We start from the raw sequence: 14,652 nt of genomic DNA on the forward strand, positions 1-14,652 counted from the left end.
GTGAGCGACCTGTTCGCGGGCCTGAGCGGCGACACCTACGACCGCGTCTACGGCAACCGCCGCCTCCTCGGCCGCATTCTCCGCTACCTGCGGGCACAGCGCGGCGCGATGCTCGGCTCCGCCGCCCTCGTCGTGGGATCCGCCCTGCTGACCGCCGCGGTGCCGGTGGTCATCTCCCGCATGATCGACCAGGTCGGGGACGGGACCGGGCTGGGCGTGCGGCTGAGCCTGTTCGTCGTCGCGGCCGCGGTGCTGGCCTGGGGGATGAACTGGGCGCGCCAGGCCCTGGCGGCGTGGCTGGTGGGTGGGGTCGTGTACCGGCTGCAGTGCGAGGCCGCCGACGCCGCGCTCGCCAAGGACGTCGCCTTCTACGACGACAACTCGGTCGGGAAGGTGCTCAGCCGGGTCACCGGCGACACCGAGGGCTTCAGCTCGGTCATGACCCTCACCCTGAACCTGATCAGCCAGATGTTCCTGGTGCTGCTGCTCGGCGGCGTGGTGTTCTGGATCGACGTGGACCTCGGTCTGATCATCCTGGCCACGCTTCCGCTCCTGCTCGCCGCGGCGCTGGCCTTCCGCAGGCTCGCCAGGATGGCGGCGTCCGCCACGCGGCGGGTGATGGCCAAGGTCAACGCGACCGTGCACGAGTCGATGCTGGGCATCTCGGTCGCCAAGAGCTTCGGCCGGGAGAGGGCCGTCTACCGCGACTTCGACGAGGTGAACCGCCTGTCCTACGCGGTCTACGTGCGGCAGGGCCTCATCTACGCGGTCATCCTCCCGGTCCTGACGCTGCTGGCCGGTCTGGCGACGGCGGTCGTCGTCTACCAGGGCGGACGCTTCGCGGTGCTCGGCAGGCTCTCCCCCGGCGAGTGGTACTTCGCCCTTCAGGCGCTCGGCATGCTGTGGCAGCCGGTCACCCAGGCGGCGTCCTTCTGGAGCCTGTTCCAGCAGGGTCTCGCCGCCGCCGAGCGGGTCTTCGCGCTCATCGACAGCGACCACGCCGTCGTCCAGCACGGAAACGAGCCGGTGACGCGGCTGGACGGCGAGATCGAGGCGCGCGGACTGCGCTTCGGCTACGCGGCCGGGACCGCCGTGTTCCACGATTTCGACCTGCGGATCGCCGCCCGGGAGACCGTGGCCGTCGTCGGGCACACGGGCGGCGGGAAGTCCACCCTGGCCAAGCTGATCGCCCGCGCCTACGACTTCCAGGGAGGCGAGCTGCTGGTCGACGGCCGCGACGTGCGCTCACTCGACCTCGGAGCGTACCGGGGGCGCGTCGGCGTCGTCCCGCAGCACCCGTTCGTCTTCGCGGGCACGCTCGCGGACAACATCGCCTACGGCAGGCCGGGAGCCGGCCACGCGGACGTCGAACGCGCCATCGAGAGGATCGGTCCCCAGGTGTGGTCCCGCAGTATGCCCATGTCCCTGCACGACACGCTGAGCGCCGGCGGCCAGGGGGTGTCGGTGGGGCAGCGGCAGCTCATCGCCCTCGCCCGGATGTTCCTCAGGGAGCCGGACATCGTGATCCTGGACGAGCCGACGGCCAGCGTCGACCCGCTGACCGAGCGGGACATCCAGAACGCGCTGTCCCGGCTGTTCACCGGCCGTACCGTGCTGGTGATCGCGCACCGGCTCTCCACGATCCGGCGGGCCGACCGCATCCTGGTCATGCACGAGGGCCGGGTCGCCGAGGACGGCGGATTCGACGAGCTGCTGCGCCGCGGCGGCCGCTTCGCCGGCCTGTACGCGACGTACTACGCCCATCAGGAGCCGGCGTGACCGGGCGGGCGGCCGGCGGCTGCGCCCCGCACCCTCCGGACTTCGAGCGGATCCAGCGGGAGGCGTCGGCCGCGGGCGCGCGGTGCGTCGTCGGCGCCGTCCTCGTCAACCCGCTCGGCGAGGTGTTCCTGCAACGGCGGGCTCCCCACGTACGGCTCTACCCCGACTGCTGGGACATCGTCGGAGGACACGTCGAAGAGGGCGAGACGCTGTGCGCGGCGCTCGCCCGGGAGGTCGAGGAGGAGACGGGCTGGCACCTGCTCCGGGCGGACCGGGTGGTGGACGTCTTCGACTGGAGCGGCGGCGACGGCGAGCGCAGACGCGAGATCGACGTGCTCGCCACGGTCGCGGGTGACCTGGCCCGCCCGCGTATGGAGCGGGACAAGTTCGTCGAGGCACGCTGGCTGGACGGAGCGGCGCTGCGCCGTCTGGCGTCGTCCTCCCGGGAAACCGGCATGATCGACCTCGCGCTGCGGGCCCTCGCCATGTGCGGGCTGGACCCTTCGTAGGAGACGCCGCCTCGTAGGACCCCGCCGTAGGACTGGGCCGCAGGGCCCCGCGCGTTCAGGCGGGTGGCAGCCCTGGCCCGCCCGGGGCGAGCGTACCGAGGAAGTGCCGGTAGAACCGGTCGGCGTCGACCGTACGGGCGCACCTGACAGCGCGGCCGCGGCTGTCCCTGACGGTGCGCCCCTGGCTCTCGCCCTGCGCGACCACGTCGCAGCGCACCGTCTCGAAGGCGCAGATGCCGGGCTCGGCGAGGTAGGAGGCGGTGAGGCTGTCCCAGAGGCAGTAGGCCAGCCCGGTGGTCTCCAGCGTTCCGAACGTCAGGGCGAGCAGCGATCCGGCCAGATCGCTGAGGTGGTCGCCGTAACTGCGGCCGAAGGTCCGGGCGAGCTCTGCGGTGACCGGCACGCGGTTGGTCACGTCCAGGGGGAACATCGTGATGGGGACGGCGGAGTCGAAGACGCGTTTGGCGGCGTCGGGGTCCCAGAAGAGGTTCCACTCGGCGGTGCCGTCGTGACCCGGTTGCCTGACGTTGCCGTCGACGTCGATGGCTCCGCCCATGAACACCACCTCCTCGATGCGGGACTCGACCTCCGGGTGGTGCTCCAGGCACCAGGCGAGGTTGGTCAGCGGGCCGGTGGCGAGCACGGTGACCGGGTCCGGAGCCCGCATCAGCCAGGCGGCGAGCTGTTCGTGCGCCGGAGGACCCTCCGCGCCGGCGGTCATGTGGTCCTTCTGGTTGAGCACGGGTAAGGCGTCCGCCCGCAGGGCGTCGATGCGCCAGGCGAGCGGGAACGGGTTGCGCCCCGGCAGCACTCCCACGGCCGTCGGCACGTCCTCGCCCGTCAGGTCGAGGATCTTGCGGGTCGCCGACAGGGCAGGTCCGGGGAGGCAGTCGGCCGGGGTCACGGCGATTCCCCGCAGGTCGACGTTGTCGTACTGGGTCAGCAGGAGAAGGGCGAGCAGGTCGTCCGGAGCGCCGTCGTGGTCGAACAGGACCCGGCGGGCGCGGGGGGTGTCAGTCACGGCGCCTCACGAGATGGAAGGAGAAGTCGGTGCCCCTGTGGTAGTCCTCCGAATACAGCAGCGGCCGCCCGGCGCTGTCGTGATGGGTCTGGACCAGCAGCAGCCAGGCGCCGTCGCGGGGGCTCGCGACGCGTTCCGCCTGCGTCTCGTCGAGCGTGACGGCGCGGACCTGGGCGACCGCGTAGGCCACGTTGTGCCCGTGCTCGGCGAGCAGCCGGAACAGCGACCCGGTCCAGTCCACCTCGTCCAGCGGACGGGCGATGAGGGACCGGGGGAACAGGTCGACCGAGTAGAGCAGCGCGTCGTCCTCGTGGCGGCGCAACCGCTCCAGCCGTACGACGGCCTCGCCGGGCGGGAGCTGGAGCAGCTCGCGCTGGTGCCGGTCCGGCTCCGCCGCCGTGATGTCGAGGACCGTGTTGTCGGCCGTGTGCCCCCGGCTGGCCAGCATCTCCGTCACTCCCTCAAGGCGGGTCAGCGGACGGTCGAGGCTGGGCTGGGACGTGAGGTAGCGGCCGTCGCCGTGGCGGGCCTGGATGACGCCCTCCTGCTCCAGCAGTTTGAGCGCCTCCCTGATGCTGGTGCGGCCGACCTCGAACAGGGCGATGAGCTCGTTCTCCGACGGCAGCCGGTCCCCGGGACGCAGTCCCCGTTCGGCGATCAGGGCACGCAGCCGGTCACGTACCTGGACTGCCAGGGTGGGGTGTCGTCTCACCGGGGTTCTCCTGCCCGGACGAGCCTTGGAGCGGGGCGATGCCGAGCTCTGAGGCGGATGGGTAGCTGGGAGCGCAGAAGCGGCGCGTGACCGAGACCGCCGCCACCCGGCAGGCGAGCCTAACTCCCTGCGCCACGCTCGCGCCGGTACGCAGCGCCGCCGCCAGGGCTCCGGTGAAGGCGTCACCCGCTCCGGTGGTGTCCACGGCGTTCACGCGCGGCACGCCGATCAGCATAGTGCCGTGGTCTCCGGCGATCTCGGCGCCCCGTTCACCAAGGGTGACGACCACGGTCCGCCCTCTGGTCCTGGGCAGCAGGGACTCGGCCGGAGAGACGCCCTCGTCACTCCGCGTCGCCGCCGGGCGCGCCTCGTCCGCGGGCCCGGTCAGCGCGGCCAGCTCGCCGTCGTTCAGCACCAGCACGTCGGCCCGGCGGAGCAGCTCCTCCCCGATCTCGCTGAGGAACGGCCCTGCCGGGCTCGGGTTGAGCAGGACGCGTACGCCGGGCGGGGCCGCGGCGGCCGCCGCGGCGGAGGTCGCCACGGGAATCTCGCCCTGGAGCACGAGCACCGAACCGGGCCGCAGCCCGGCGGCCGCGGCGGCCGCCCGGGAGGGGGGAAGCAGATCCGCGGCCCCCGGCCACGTCATGACGATCTGCCCGCCCCGTTTGTCGACGTAGACGAAGCTGCGCCCGGTCGCGACGCCGTCGATCGCGGCGCAACCGCCGGTCTCGATCCCGTCGGCCCGCAGCGCGGCCAGCGCCGCCACGCTGTCGGCGTCGTCTCCCAGGCCGCCGACGAACCCGGTTGGAGCTCCCAGCCGGGCCGACGCGACGGCCACGTTCGCCGCCTTGCCGCCGTGCGCGGTGGCGTAGCCGGAGGCGCCGACGCTCTCGCCCGGCGCCGGCAGGTGGTCGCCGAACATGTAGAGGTCCACGGTGTAGGCGCCGACGGCCAGCACGGTCACGAGCCGAGGCCCAGCGCACAGGGTGCGATGCTGTCGGCGTCCACGGTGACGTGCACGTCGGGATGGCGGTGCGCGAGGGTGACCGGCAGCAGGACGTCGGGCTCGGTGGTGAGCAGCAGGACCCGCACGATGTACCGCTTCCAGGCTCCGCCGTCGGTGACGAGGTGCAGCCTCCGGGCGGAGAGGATCTCCGCCATGCCGACGGTGATGGCCATGCGCGGGATGGCCTGGGTGTAGCCGCCGGTCACGCGGTGGGAGTGCGCCACGATCGTGTCCTCCAGCAGCGGGACGATCCGGGTGGTGGAGGCGGCGAACTCCTCCAGGCTGTAGTGGTGCCAGCGGGTCGTGGGGGGTTCGTTGAAGGCCAGGTGCCCGCGGTATCCGAATCCGGCGAAGCAGGTGTCGGCCCCGCCCACCTGTCGCAGGCGTTCGGCGTAGGCGTCGGGGTCGAACACGTCGGGGTAGACGACGTTGCCGGGATCGGGCCTCAGCTCGGGATCCAGCAACTGGTAGAGGTTGCGGTCGCAATAACCGCGGAAACTGAAGGGGTGGGACGGATCCACCGGCCGGCCCTGCCAGTCGAGGAACTCGTCCATGTGGAAGGCGAACACGTCGGCCCAGCTGATGCGTTCCCGGTTGCAGATCTCGGCGAGGATCGGGTAGTGCGCCTTCGGGCCGACGGGGAGGATCCAGCGGGTCGGCTCCCCGCGCAGGTTGTTCTCCCGCAGTTCGTCGGCCATCTGGCGGGCGAGCTGATGGTAGAGCTCGGTGGTGTCCTTGTACACCGTCAACGGGTGACGGGCGATGGCCGTGAGATCGTCGGCAGGCATGGTCAGTTGCTCGTCGGTCAGCTCGCCGGAGGTGCGGGGGTACGGATAGTCGTCGCGGCGGGCGCTCGCGGCCATGTCGCTGCTCCTCACAAGACGTCGGAAAGCAGGAATCGGGACAGGACGTTCCGGGTGATGCGGCTGATGTCGCCCTCGCGGGCGGCGAGGCTGGCGACCCAGTTGACGGAGCCCACGGAGAAGACCGCGCCGCCGCCGCCGAGCCTGCGCAGGGTCATGTCCGCGCGTACGGTGTCCCCGTCCGGGGAGGCGTCCTCCGCGGCCGGCAGGTAGTAGTGGCCGTGCCCGCCCGCGGACGTGGCGAGCACCAGGGTGCCGGGAGGGGTCCCGAGTTCCGGCGCGGCGCGGTCGATCTCGTCTCCGGCGGCGCCGCCGAGCGCGAGCCCGTAGGCGCCCACGACCTCCGTATCGACACCGTCGAAGATCCAGGCCGCATCGTCGCGGTAGCTGTCGGGCAGGCGGGTGTATCCGGGCGCCGGGCCCCAGCCCTGGGCGGCGAAGCCGACACCGAGAAGTTCCTGCGGCGGGAGTCCCTGGAGGCGCCAGAGCCCGCCGGGCTCGCCGTTGGAGGTCAGGACGTCCTCGCCGGGCTCGTTGTCCCACCAGTCACCCGTGCCGCGGCGGCGGACCTCGATGGCGTACGGGTAGCGGGGGTCGACGCCCGTGACCCAGTAGAACCCGTTGCCGCCGAGGTACATGAGCCGCCCGCCCCCGGACACGTACGCGCCGACGGCCGCGCGCTCCGGAGCGCTGATGTATTCGGGATGGCTGCCGGTCATCACCACGCGATAACCCGCGAGGAGGTCGGCTCCGCCCGCGTGCACGTCCTCGTCGGCGAGGACGTCGAAGGCGAACCCTTCGGACCGCAGCCAGCGCAGCAGCAGGATGTCGGCGGAGAAGTGGCGCGGCGCCCCCGTCATCCACCAGACGTAGTCGGCGGTGTAGTTCAGCACGGGACGGCGCCTGGAGGAGTAGTAGACGGCCCCGCCCTCCCGCCTGCTGTCGTACAGGGACAGCCCGAACTCCCGGTGCCGGTTGAGGTAGGCGTCCACCGGGGAGAGCGTGATCCCGCGGGTGGTCACCCGCGAGTAGTCGCCGAAGTACTCGGCCTCGCTGGACTGCCGGTGGTTGGCGTAGGCCGTGTAGGTGAAGGTGGGCAGGACCACCGCGAGCGGGCGGGACGCCGGCTCGTGCGGCGGCCCGGGAGGACGGACGATCAGCGGGGCGACGAACGACCGGCCCCCGCCCCGCAGCCGGATGCCGAGCACGGTGGACGCGGTGTCGCCGGGGACGGTCAGCGCGCAGGTCTCCGGCCAGCGTGCGTCGTCGAGGTCTTCGGGGCTCAGCTGCACGGCGGTGTGGGCGGGTTTCCCGGCGTCGCCTTCCGGGCCGGCCAGCCCGGCGAGCGGCCGGTTGACCGCCCGGGCGTGGTGCCCGTTCCCGCTGACGTCGGGCACGAGGGGGGCGCCGGGATCCGCCGAAGGGTCCCAGAGAGCCACCACGTCGTCGCCGGCATGCCCGAGCAGGCCGGCTCCCGTGGTCAGGCCGAGCAGGGGAGCGCACGCCTCCCCGGTGAGGAGGCTCCTCGTCAGCAGGGGGAGGGCGATGCGTCCGATGTAGGGCGAGTCGCGCCCGGGGCCCGCGCCGAGCCGGAGCGCCCCGGTCCCGGCGGGCGGAGGCGGTGCGTGTCCCGTCGCGCGCATACTCTCCCCTCCCCCGCCGACGGTCAGATGGACGGTCGTCGTGGCCGGCGTCGCCTCCCAGGCCGCCGCCACCAGGGACCACGAACCCTCCCGGACGCCCGAGGGCGCGCGGCCGTCGAGACGACCGGACGGCGTGCCGAGGCTCACCTCGGCCCTGCCCTCCTCGTCCAGGGCGAGGAGCAGCCGCCATTCCCCGGCGGTCAGGTCCGCCAGGACCTGCCTCGTGCCCAGCCGGTGCGGGCGGATCCACAGCGCCAGGCTTCCCCTGGCCGGCGCCGGCACGGAGGGGATCTCCAGGTGGGAACCGATCTCCAGGGGCCGTGGCTCGACGGAGACCGGCGAGGCCGGGGTGAGGACGGCGTCCGTGACGAGGTCGACGAGGTCGACGTCCACGGTGCCCCGCGGGCCGCTGCCGTACACGGACACCGTCTGCCCGGGCACGGCCGACCAGACGTCGGCGTACGCCATCAGGCGAGGTTCCGGCTCTTCCGTCATGGGTCAGGCTCCTCCTCGTCGGTAGGGGACACCGACGTAGGCCGGCATCCGGAGTCGCTGGGCGGTCGTGACCAGGACCAGGAGGGTGGCGAGGTAGGGCGTGGCGTAGACGAGCTGGGTGGGGACCGCGTCGGTGGTCTGGAAGACCGCGAAGGCGGTCATGCCGAGCAGCGCCATCACCCCCGACAGACGGGGACGGCGGCGCAGGCCGACGATCGCCGCCATCCACAGCAGCACGGCGGCGAGCAGGATCAGCACGTGCACGGCGGTCGACTGGCGCAGTTGCAGGGCGTCGGCGTACCCGAACAGCAGCGCTCCGCCGACGGTGCCCGCCGGCCGCCAGTTGCCGAAGATCATGGCGGCGAGCCCGATGAAGCCCCGGCCGCCGGTCTGACCCTCCCGGTAGACGTTGGAGGCGACGGTGACCAGGTAGGACCCGGCGAGACCGGCGAGCCCTCCGGACACCAGCACCGCCCAGTACCGCATCCGCTGGACCGGGACCCCGAGGGAGTCGGCCGCGGCGGGATGCTCCCCGGCCGCGCGCAACCGCAGCCCGAAGGCGGTGTGCCACAGCACCAGCACGCTGCCCAGGACCAGCGCGACGGCGACCACGGTGAACCAGGAGACGTCGTGGAGGAACCCCCGCAGAATGCCGCCGGCATCGGAGAGGAGGAACCAGTGCGTCTGTTCGAGCCGTCCGAGGAGGTCCGGCGTGCCCCAGCCGCCCGCCAGGACCGGCAGGCTGATCGTGCCGATCGTCCCCCGGACGGGAGGCGACTGGGTGGCGCCCGCCCCGGGCAGGCCGTTGAAGGCGACGACGCACAGGAAGCGCGCGACCCCCACCGCCAGGATGTTGACGGCGACTCCGCAGACCACCTGGTCCACGCCGAAGGTCACGGTGACGACGGCGTGGAGCAGGCCGGCCAGGACGCCGCCCACCACGCCGGCCAGGACGCCGGCCCAGACGCCGTACGCGTAACCGGCCCAGGCTCCGCAGACGGTCCCGATGATCATCATGCCTTCGATGCCGAGGTTGGCCACGCCCGCGCGCTCACTCCACAGGCCGCTCAGACCGGCGAGCCCGATCGGAACCGCCAGGCGGAGTGTGGCGCCGACGACGCCGGATCCGGTGAGGGCCTCGGTTCCGGTGAGAGTCCTGACCATCGATACCGCGAGCAGGACGGCGACCACGGCGAGCACCGGGCCCACCACATGAGGGCGGCGCCACCAGGGCCGCGGCGTCGCCGCCCTCATGCGGCGGGTCCGGCCGGCGTGGCGGGGGCGGTCGGTGTGGCGGGGGCCCCTTCGCGGACGAGTCGCGCGGTGCGCCTGCGGTCCATGCGGCGCGCCAGTTCGTGCGCGACCACGACGCTGATCACGATGACGCCTTGCATGATCGTGACGATCTCCTTCGGGATGCCCTCGATGTCGAGGATCAGTGCCGAACGCTCCAGGAACCCGAAGAGCAGGGCGGACAGCGCGATGCCCAGAGGGCTGTTGCGGCCGAGCAGCGCCACGGCGATGCCGGTGAACCCGGCGCCGGAGGGGAAGTCCACGCCGTAGCGATAGGTGTTGCCCAGCAGGTCCGGCAGACCGGCCAGCCCGGCGAGCCCGCCCGACACGAGCATCGTGATGATGATCATGCGGCGTGGGTCGATGCCGTGGGCGTGGGCCGCCGCAGGGTTCAGTCCGCTCATCCTCAGGTCGTAGCCGTACAGGGTGCGGGTGAGCAGCAGGTGCACGGCGACGCCGAGGACGACCGCTCCCAGCACGGCCCCGCCGAGGTGCGCGCCCGCGGGAAGCGAGACCCCGAGAAGGGCGAGCAGCCCGTCGAGCTCGGGCAGGCGCGCCGAGGGCGGCAGCTCAGGGGTCGATCCGGTGGCGCTTCCCGCCGCGAACACCTCGGCCAGCAGGAAGGCGATGACGGCGGTGGCGACGTAGTTCAGCAGAAGCGTGGACAGAACCTCGGAGACGCCGCGCCATGTCTTGAGCACGGCGGCGATACCGGCCCACAGGGCGCCGGCGAGCACGGCGACCAGGCAGACGACGGCGAGGTGCAGCGGCCCCGGCAGATCGAAGGACGTGCCGGCCGCAGCCGCGAGCAGCGCCGCGAAGCGGTACTGCCCTTCGACGCCGATGTTGAAGAGGTTCATGCGGAAGGAGACGGCGACGGCGAGACCGGCGAAGAAGTAGATGGCCGACCGGTTGACCGCGGAGACGAGCGAGTCAGGCCGTACGCCGAACTCCAGCATCGTCAGGTACGTCCGCGACGGCGAGGCGCCGACCGCGGCGAGAACGGCCGTCGAGACGGTGAGCGCGATCAGCAGTGCGAGCGCGGGGGCGGCGAGTGTGCTCGCCACTCCCCAGCCCGGCGTCCGGGCGGGCCTCATCGGTTCTCCGCGGCCGAGTCGACGGGCTCCGGTTCGGCGCCCGTCATCATCCGGCCGAGGCGCTCCACGGTCAGCTCCCCGACGGGGACGGCGGGGCTCAGCCTGCCGCGCAGCATCACCTGCACCCGGTCGCTCAGGCCGAGCAGCTCGTCGAGATCGGCGCCGACCAGCAGCACCGCCAGACCGTCGTCCCTGGCGTCACGCAGCCGTTCCCAGATGACGGCCTGGGCACCGACGTCCACGCCGCGGGTGGGGTGGGCGGCCAGCAGCACCTTGGGCCGGCCGCCGAGCTCCCTGCCGACGACCAGCTTCTGCTGGTTGCCTCCCGACAGCGCGGCGGCGGGTACGTCGACAGAGGGCGACCTGATGCCGAACCCGGCGACGAGCCGGCCGGTCGCGTCCCGGGCGGCCTTCCTGTCGACCCGCCACCGGCTGCGCCGGCGCAGATCCTCACTGCCGAGCATGGCGTTCTCCCAGAGCGTCGCGGGCAGCGCGAGCGCCTGGCGGTGGCGGTCCTCCGGGATACAGGCGAGCCCCAGCCGGCGGCGGCCCCGCGTGCCGAGGTGGGTCGCCTCCCGGCCCGCGATGTGCAGCGAGCCTCCCGACACCGCGCGGATTCCCATGATCGCCTCGATCAGCTCGGTCTGCCCGTTCCCCTGGACCCCCGCGATGCCGAGGATCTCCCCCTGCGCCACCTCCAGCGTCGCGTCCGCGACGGCTTCGGCCCGCAGGCCGCGCAGCCGCAGGACGACCTCCCCGCCTCCGCCGCGCCGCCGCGCCGCCGGCGCCGGCAGCTCCCCGCCGACGATGAGCCGGGACAGACGGCGGGGATCGGCGTCCGCGGTCGCGAAGGATCCCACCGAGGCGCCCGCGCGGATGACGGTGATGTGGTCGGAGACGGCGAGCACCTCGTCGAGCTTGTGCGAGATGAAGACGACGGCCAGTCCCTGCGCGCGCAGTCCGGCGAGGCTGCCGAACAGGGCCCGCACCTCGCCGGGTACGAGCACCGCCGTGGGCTCATCGAAGATCAGCACGCGGGCGCCGCGGTAGAGGACCTTGAGGATCTCGACGCGCTGCCGCTGCCCCACGCCCAGGTGCTCGACGGTGGCGTCGGGATCGACGTCGAGGCCGTAGCGCTCGCTCACCTCCCGCACCGCACGCCGGCCTGAGCGGCGGTCGAGCAGGCCCCAGCGGGTGTTCTCGGCTCCGAGGATCACGTTCTCCAGCACGGTCAGGTTCTCGGCGAGCATGAAGTGCTGGTGGACCATGCCGATCCCGGCCGCGATGGCGTCGGCGGGTGACCGCAGCCGGACCGTCTCGCCGTCCAGCAGGAGCTCGCCTTCGTCGGGCTGCTCCTCTCCGTACAGGATCCTCATGAGCGTCGACTTGCCCGCGCCGTTCTCCCCCACCACCGCGTGGATCTGGCCCGGGTGGACGGCGAGGTTCACGTCACGGTTGGCGACGACGCCCGGATAGCGCTTGCCGATGCCGCGGAGCTCGACGAGCGGAGGTGGTTCGTGGACGGCGTGCGGGGACATCGGACCTCCAGACTCGCCCCGTTGCGGTGTCGCCGGCGCGGACGTCAGCTGGGCGAGACGGGCACGGTGATCTCGCCCGCGATGATCTGCTTGCGGAGCTCCTCGATTCGCGGCTCGGCGTCGCCGAGCTCGCCGCCGGTCGTGGTGTAGCCCACTCCGCCCTCCTTGAGCCCGAACTCCTGCAGCCCGTAGACCGGCTTGCCCGCCGCCGCGTCCTCGATGATGCGCAGCACCGCGACGTCGAGCTGTTTGGTGGCGCTGGTGAGGATCACGTCGGCCAGCCCCTGTCCGACCGTCTTGCGCTGGTCCACGTCGACCCCGATCGCCCACTTGCCCGCCGCCTTCGCCGCCTGGAAGACGCCGAGCCCGGACGCACCGGCGGCGTGGTAGACGATGTCGGCGCCGTCGTCGTACATCCCGCGGGCCGCCTCCTGCGCCTTGTCCGGCGAGGAGAACCCGCTGAAGTCGGGCGGCTGGGAGAGGAACACGCTGGAGATGTGGATGCCGGGTTTGATCTTCCGGGCGCCGGCCGTGTATCCGGCGATGAACTTCTCCTGGGGAGGTGTCTGCACGCCGCCGACGAAGCCGATCCGCCCGGTGGACGACTTGAGGGCCGCCGCCGCTCCCACCAGGTAGCTCGCCTGCTCTTCCCGGAAGGTGACGTTGGTGACGTTGGGCAGCTTCACCGTCGCGTCGTCGATGATGACGAACTGGGTGTGGGGGAAGGCGGGCGCGACCTTCGCCAGCGGCTGGGCGTAGAAGAAGCCGACGGCCAGGACGGGATTGTGTCCTGTTTCGGCCAGCAGGCGCAGGACCTCCTCCAGGTCCGACCCGGCCGCGTTCGGACTGAGCTCCTTGGCCGACACGCCCAGCTTCGCCTTGGCCTGGTCGACTCCGGCCCCGACCGAGTCGTTGAAGGACTTGTCTCCGCGCCCGCCCCGGCTGTAGGCGACCCCGACAGTGATCTTTCCGGCGCCGGCCCGGCTCTCACCGGAGGCCGGACCCGCGGTGGTGCCGCCGCCCGTGGCCCCGCAGGCCGCGACCACGGACAACGTCAGACAGGTGGTGAGCAGTCGAGCGGCGAACAGTCGGGGCATGCGCCACCTCTCATGTCGTTGCGCCCGCGCCGGGCAAGGGCCCCCGGGCCCTGCCTCCCGGGGCGCAATTGATCTCGACTCCGGCGACACCATGATGGGCACTCGTCAGACAAGCGTCAATACTCATCAGACAAGCCGGAACGGCCTTCGTTCACGTGCAGGCGGGTTGCGCCGGTGCGGGGCGACCTGTCCTCGATGACCCTTCGTTCGGGGTACACGATCCGCAGCAGGACACCGGTCATGGCGGTCGTGACCAGGGCCATCAGGATCATCAGGGAGTACAGCCGCGGCGTCAGCACGCCGAGCTCGAGCCCGACGGTCAGCACGATCAGCTCGGTCAGGCCGCGGGTGTTCATCAGGATGCCGAGGACCGCCGAGTGGCGGGGACGTACGCCGGTGATCCGCCCGCCGAGGTACGCACCCCCGAACTTGCCGGTGACCGCCACGAGCAGGATCAGCGCCAGCTCGCCGAACGCGACCGTGTCCAGCCGGGACAGATCGACCTTGAGACCGGCGGCCATGAAGAAGACCGGCAGCAGCATGACGGCGCAGATTCGCTCGATCCACGGCAGGACCCGCTCGCGCAGCGCCGAGACGCCCTCACGCGGCATGGCGACGCCGAAGAGGAACGCGCCGAAGATGGCGTGCAGGCCCATCCAGCTGGTCGCCTGAGCCGACAGCAGCAGCCCGGCCGCCCCGGCGACCAGTACGACGCCGGTCAGCGGACCGGACACCGGACGGCGGGCGGCCAGCCGGGCCAGCAGCGGTCGTACCACCCCCAGCAGCACGGCGGCGAAGGGCACCACGAACAGGACGCGCCACGGATGACCACCGCCACCCGCCAGCGCCGCCACGACGGCGAGGAGCGCCCACGCGAGCACGTCGCCCACCGCGGCGCAGGCCAGTGCCAGCCCGCCGATCGGCGTGTCGATCAGGCCTTTGTCGGTGAGGATCCGGGCCAGGACGGGGAACGCGGTGACCGCCATCGCGACGCCCATGAACAGCACGAACGCGACCCGGTCGCCGGTCCCGCCACCGCCGGCGAGGTAGAGCGCCAGCAGGGCGCCGAGACCGAACGGCAGCAGCATCGCGCATACCGACACGACGGAGGCCGTACGACTCTGGCCGCGCAGCAACGTGTGGTCCAGGTGCAGGCCGATAAGGAACATGAACAGGCAGACGCCGATGTCGGCCAGCAGGGTCAGCGACGGCCGCACCTCGGCGGGAAAGAGCGTCCTGGGTATCGCGCCGCCGAACAGCGTCGGCCCGAGCAGGACGCCGCCCACGATCTCGCCGATGACCGCGGGCTGGCCGAGCCGGCGCGCGAGCATGCCGAGCAGCCACGCCGTCACGACGATCACCGCGAGGCCGAGAAGCAGCGGCGCGACGGTGTGCGGGCTCATAGGACCACTTCCTTCCGGGTGTGGGCGCCGTCGAGCACGGCCGTGTCGCCGTGACGAGTACGGCGCGGGCGTGCGGTGCGCGGTGACGCGCACCTGGTCCCCCGTCCGGTCCGGGCGAGGAATGGAACGCGGACTGGAACGCGGAGTGGAACGCGCGCGAGACGGAACCGGCGCCCGAGGCCGCGCACACCACCGC

Annotated in this window: 12 protein-coding genes; 2 read left to right on the forward strand and 10 right to left on the reverse strand. The window is 72.4% G+C overall.

The annotated features are described in order from the left end of the window. Together FED44_RS27075 and FED44_RS27080 are read left to right on the forward strand one after the other, a co-directional pair. A complete protein-coding gene (locus FED44_RS27075) occupies window positions 1-1,779 on the forward strand; it encodes an ABC transporter ATP-binding protein (protein ID WP_208759198.1) in 1,779 nt (592 codons plus the stop codon). Then, window positions 1,776-2,288 (forward strand): NUDIX hydrolase, encoded by a 513-nt coding sequence (locus FED44_RS27080; protein ID WP_167521606.1) that lies wholly within the window; start codon window positions 1,776-1,778, stop codon window positions 2,286-2,288. The genes FED44_RS27075 and FED44_RS27080 overlap by 4 nt, the downstream gene beginning before the upstream one ends. Before the next feature lie 55 nt (window positions 2,289-2,343). On the opposite strand, the gene FED44_RS27085 is transcribed toward FED44_RS27080, so the two are convergent. The 10 genes from FED44_RS27085 to FED44_RS27130 all read right to left on the reverse strand — a co-directional run bounded on the left by FED44_RS27085 (window position 2,344) and on the right by FED44_RS27130 (window position 14,456). Continuing rightward, a complete protein-coding gene (locus FED44_RS27085) occupies window positions 2,344-3,309 on the reverse strand; it encodes a nucleoside hydrolase (RefSeq protein ID WP_117409672.1) in 966 nt (321 codons plus the stop codon). Continuing rightward, complete coding sequence (locus FED44_RS27090) at window positions 3,302-4,021, reverse strand: GntR family transcriptional regulator (RefSeq protein ID WP_117409673.1); 720 nt, start codon at window positions 4,019-4,021, stop codon at window positions 3,302-3,304. Before FED44_RS27090 ends, FED44_RS27085 begins: the two co-directional genes overlap by 8 nt. After that, window positions 3,984-4,985 (reverse strand): ribokinase, encoded by a 1,002-nt coding sequence (locus tag FED44_RS27095; protein WP_117409674.1) that lies wholly within the window; start codon window positions 4,983-4,985, stop codon window positions 3,984-3,986. The genes FED44_RS27090 and FED44_RS27095 overlap by 38 nt, the downstream gene beginning before the upstream one ends. Further along, complete coding sequence (locus tag FED44_RS27100) at window positions 4,982-5,890, reverse strand: 6-phosphogluconolactonase (RefSeq protein ID WP_117409675.1); 909 nt, start codon at window positions 5,888-5,890, stop codon at window positions 4,982-4,984. The genes FED44_RS27095 and FED44_RS27100 overlap by 4 nt, the downstream gene beginning before the upstream one ends. 11 nt (window positions 5,891-5,901) lie before the next feature. After that, window positions 5,902-8,028, reverse strand: a complete 2,127-nt coding sequence (locus FED44_RS27105; protein ID WP_138462481.1) for a N,N-dimethylformamidase beta subunit family domain-containing protein — start codon at window positions 8,026-8,028, stop codon at window positions 5,902-5,904. Between the two features lie 3 nt (window positions 8,029-8,031). After that, complete coding sequence (locus FED44_RS27110; protein WP_138462482.1) at window positions 8,032-9,282, reverse strand: ABC transporter permease; 1,251 nt, start codon at window positions 9,280-9,282, stop codon at window positions 8,032-8,034. Then, complete coding sequence (locus FED44_RS27115) at window positions 9,279-10,418, reverse strand: ABC transporter permease (protein WP_208759199.1); 1,140 nt, start codon at window positions 10,416-10,418, stop codon at window positions 9,279-9,281. Before FED44_RS27115 ends, FED44_RS27110 begins: the two co-directional genes overlap by 4 nt. Further along, a complete protein-coding gene (locus FED44_RS27120) occupies window positions 10,415-11,956 on the reverse strand; it encodes an ABC transporter ATP-binding protein (RefSeq protein WP_117409678.1) in 1,542 nt (513 codons plus the stop codon). The genes FED44_RS27115 and FED44_RS27120 overlap by 4 nt, the downstream gene beginning before the upstream one ends. Before the next feature lie 44 nt (window positions 11,957-12,000). Beyond that, on the reverse strand, window positions 12,001-13,053 hold the full coding sequence (locus FED44_RS27125) for a BMP family lipoprotein (protein WP_138462483.1): 1,053 nt from the start codon (window positions 13,051-13,053) through the stop codon (window positions 12,001-12,003). A gap of 116 nt (window positions 13,054-13,169) precedes the next feature. Further along, entirely contained in the window at window positions 13,170-14,456 is a 1,287-nt protein-coding gene (locus FED44_RS27130; protein WP_138462484.1) for a cation:proton antiporter domain-containing protein, read from the reverse strand. Window positions 14,457-14,652 lie beyond the last annotated feature (196 nt).

The sequence above is a fragment of the Microbispora triticiradicis genome (assembly GCF_005864065.1).
Taxonomy (GTDB): Bacteria; Actinomycetota; Actinomycetes; order Streptosporangiales; family Streptosporangiaceae; genus Microbispora; species Microbispora triticiradicis.

Coding starts and splice junctions, on each gene's coding strand:
- FED44_RS27100 (WP_117409675.1), bottom strand. CDS start 5,890: ATGGCCGCGAGCGCCCGCCGCGACGACTATCCGTACCCCCGCACCTCC.
- FED44_RS27105 (WP_138462481.1), bottom strand. CDS start 8,028: ATGACGGAAGAGCCGGAACCTCGCCTGATGGCGTACGCCGACGTCTGG.
- FED44_RS27110 (WP_138462482.1), bottom strand. CDS start 9,282: ATGAGGGCGGCGACGCCGCGGCCCTGGTGGCGCCGCCCTCATGTGGTG.
- FED44_RS27115 (WP_208759199.1), bottom strand. CDS start 10,418: ATGAGGCCCGCCCGGACGCCGGGCTGGGGAGTGGCGAGCACACTCGCC.
- FED44_RS27120 (WP_117409678.1), bottom strand. CDS start 11,956: ATGTCCCCGCACGCCGTCCACGAACCACCTCCGCTCGTCGAGCTCCGC.
- FED44_RS27125 (WP_138462483.1), bottom strand. CDS start 13,053: ATGCCCCGACTGTTCGCCGCTCGACTGCTCACCACCTGTCTGACGTTG.
- FED44_RS27130 (WP_138462484.1), bottom strand. CDS start 14,456: ATGAGCCCGCACACCGTCGCGCCGCTGCTTCTCGGCCTCGCGGTGATC.